Below are 2994 nucleotides of genomic sequence, written 5' to 3' on the forward strand. Positions count from 1 at the left end.
TCCGGTAACCGGAAACCACGCAGTTTCAGCAGGGCCAGCGGGCCTTCTCCGGCTTCGGTACGCAGGGTGTAGTTCAGCGCCCGCCCGTCCTGAGCCTGCCAGCTCAGGCTGTAGCTGCTGCCAACACCCGGATATGCACTCACCGTTGCCTGCTCCAGCAGGCGTATCCAGCCCCAGGCTCCCGGTATATCCGCATACAACCGGGTTCCGGCTGGGGTGCTCATCCAGCTTAAACGGGCACCGGCGGCTTCTGTATCCGCAGGCCAGGCGAAACGTTGCCAGACCGGCATCTGGTTCATATACACCAGCGACTGATTGTCAATCACCATGTCGGTCTGCATCACGCCCCCGGCCGTACCCGGACGCAGCTCAAAATGCATACCGGCCTCCCCTTCAGTAAAGGCCACATCAGCGATATGGCTCAGGGTATTGATGGCCCGGAGGAACGCCGGGTTGAACACCAGCCCCTGTGAACCGGCGCTGTCCGGCACCCACTGGCTTCCTTCGCGGTTCAGCACCCCCTGCAGGCGGGTTTGCAGAAACTGCGTGATGCGCCCGGAATCCGTATTCAGGTATTTTGCCAGCAACGGCAGTGACACATCGCTGCCGGTGTTGTTGAACGGATAGCGGCCGCCAAAGGCGCGGTACCACTCACTGACCACCGCCTGCTGCCACTGTGCATTGAGGCTGTCTGCCGCCGGGGCCAGCACCTGCTGCCAGGCCTGCTCCAGCGGGCTGACAAACAGGGTTTCCCCCAACCCCCGCCACTCCTGCCCCAGGCCTGCGGCGAGCAGGCTGCCGTAGTCGCGGGTTTGGGTGAGGTCCACGGTTTTGCCCTGAAAAACAGTCTGCGCAAGGCCCTGCGCCATTGCCTGCGGGTCGGCCGCGTGGGTCACCTGCTGAAGGCGCAGCCGCACCCGGGTGACCCGGGTCAGATATGCCTGCAGGCTGTGTTCCTGCTGCCCGGTGCGGGAGCTGTCCGTCAGCGCCAGTAACGGGCCGAAGGTGTTGTCCAGTGGACCCTGCATACCCGTACGCTGGTCAATAACCCCCTGGCTGCCACTGTCCAGCAGGTTTCGGGCCGATTTCACCAGCGAATCAGAGATGGCTTCCCGGGCCTGCCCGGTACGCCCCTGCACGTTCAGGGTGTTCATCAGGGCAACCAGCGGCGACTGGCGTATATCCGCCATCAGCGTTAACTGGTCAGTGGCATCCGACAGTGTGGCCGGGCGTTGCCAGCGCAGGCTGTTAAGAAACGCCAGCCAGGCACCACTGAAATCCGCAAAGTAGCGGTCCGTCAGTTGTTGTTTCAGTACTTCAGGCGCCATGGCCTCCTGCAACGACACGGACTGCTGGCTGTCTGTCAGCACCCAGTCATGTTCATCACGGCGTGCTGCCACCACACGCTCAATCGCGGGCTGTACTGCCTGCTCCCAGGCCTGGCGGGTGAACACGCCCGGTACGGTTTCGCCGGTAGTGAACAGCCGGGACACCTCCGTATCGCCGGTCATGTCTTCCAGGCGCATGTCGGCGTACAGGTGCGCCACCTGCGCCAGCATACTCTGGTACAGGGAGGTTTCGCTGTTACGCTGCCCAGTCAGGCGAATAAGCAGGGTGCGCACCTGGCTGACCCGTTGTTTATCCTCTGGTAACGCCCCTTCCGGGTGAGTGGCGAGTTGTGCGCCATAAAACGATAACAGTGACGGTGCCAGGCCCTGCCAGACAGTGTCGTTAACGCCCTCACGCCCCGGCCAGCCCCGCAACAGGGTGTGCGCGAACCAGTCCGCATCCATATGTTGCGGGCGGGTCAGCATCAGGTAGAGCTTCAGCTGGTCACGGGCGGCTCCGGCCTGCCGCTCACGCTGCGGGCTGCCGGGCGGCAGTGCCGTAAAAGCCTGAAGCTGCGAGCGCAGATGTTCCGCCGCGGCATCCCGCAACAGGGTGTGTGCACTGGCCTGGTAATGGGGCAACAGCGCAGCCAGCAGGGCATCATTCTGGCTGAGGCCGGCGCGTGTATACCAGGGCGCGCCCTGTGCAGCCCGGTACTGTAAACGGTCCAGTGTTTTCTGCAATTCAGCAAGCGCCTGCAGGCGGGCCGCCAGCGGCAGGGTTTGTTGTGCGCTCACCACCACCCGGGCATGGGCATCCGTGATATGGCTGCGGTTACTGACATACGCCAGGCCGGACCACGCTCCCCACGCCAGCAGCAGTCCGCATGCCGCGGGGAATAACACCTTCTGCCGGGGTGTCCCTGTTTTGTGGGGGCGCAGCGGTGGCGGTAATGCCCGGACACCGGCCGGTAACACGTCCCAGCTGTTGTCCATAACCCAGCGGGACGGCGCAGACGGCTGCGGCGGGGAACAGGGCTGGCTGAAGACCACTCCGGCCAGGGGAAACGGACGGTAAGGGCCTGTCATTGCCGACAGCGGCCCGGTGATACTGGCAGGCTGGCGTGTCAGCTGGTCGGCCAGCGCCAGCAGAAAGGGGTGCGGCACCCGGCAGCACACCTGCTGTACGCCCCGGGAAACCAGCTCCGGTACCATGGCAGCCAGTGTCTGTGCCAGTGTGTCCAAATCACACCCGGCAGGCAACAGGCAGCCGGTGGCCTGCACGGTGCGGCCTGCCGGCTTCCCGGCCCGCGGGTGCAGCGACCAGGCATACACCGGCAGTTGCCAGCCCGCCACCGCCAGGCGTTCACGCAGGGCATGCACCAGCGCGTTCATCTCACTGCCTGAAGGTAGCGGGCGCGGGGGTTCCGGGTTGGTCGTGGCAAGCTGGTCGAAAGCGGAAGTCGCCCACACCAGGCCATCTGCCGGGCGGTAACGCAGCTTACCCAGCGCCGCCAGCCAGGCGTTATCGGCAGGCTCAGACGGGTCTCCGCCCCACAACAGCAGGGTACCGCCGTCTTCCAGCCAGCGCTCACGGGTGAGGCCCGGCGCCAGTTGCTCCACATCAGAAACCGTCCCGGTTACCAGCAGCATGCGGATTTTGTGC

1 protein-coding gene is annotated in these 2994 nt (G+C 64.7%); it reads right to left on the reverse strand.

All coding sequences use genetic code 11. The features are described 5' to 3' along the window. Positions 1-2994, reverse strand: a 2994-nt coding sequence (locus A9B99_RS13030; protein WP_064598140.1) for an ImcF-related family protein, incomplete at both ends; no start/stop codon positions are given.

This window comes from Mangrovibacter phragmitis, assembly GCF_001655675.1.
GTDB classification, from domain to species: Bacteria; Pseudomonadota; Gammaproteobacteria; order Enterobacterales; family Enterobacteriaceae; genus Mangrovibacter; species Mangrovibacter phragmitis.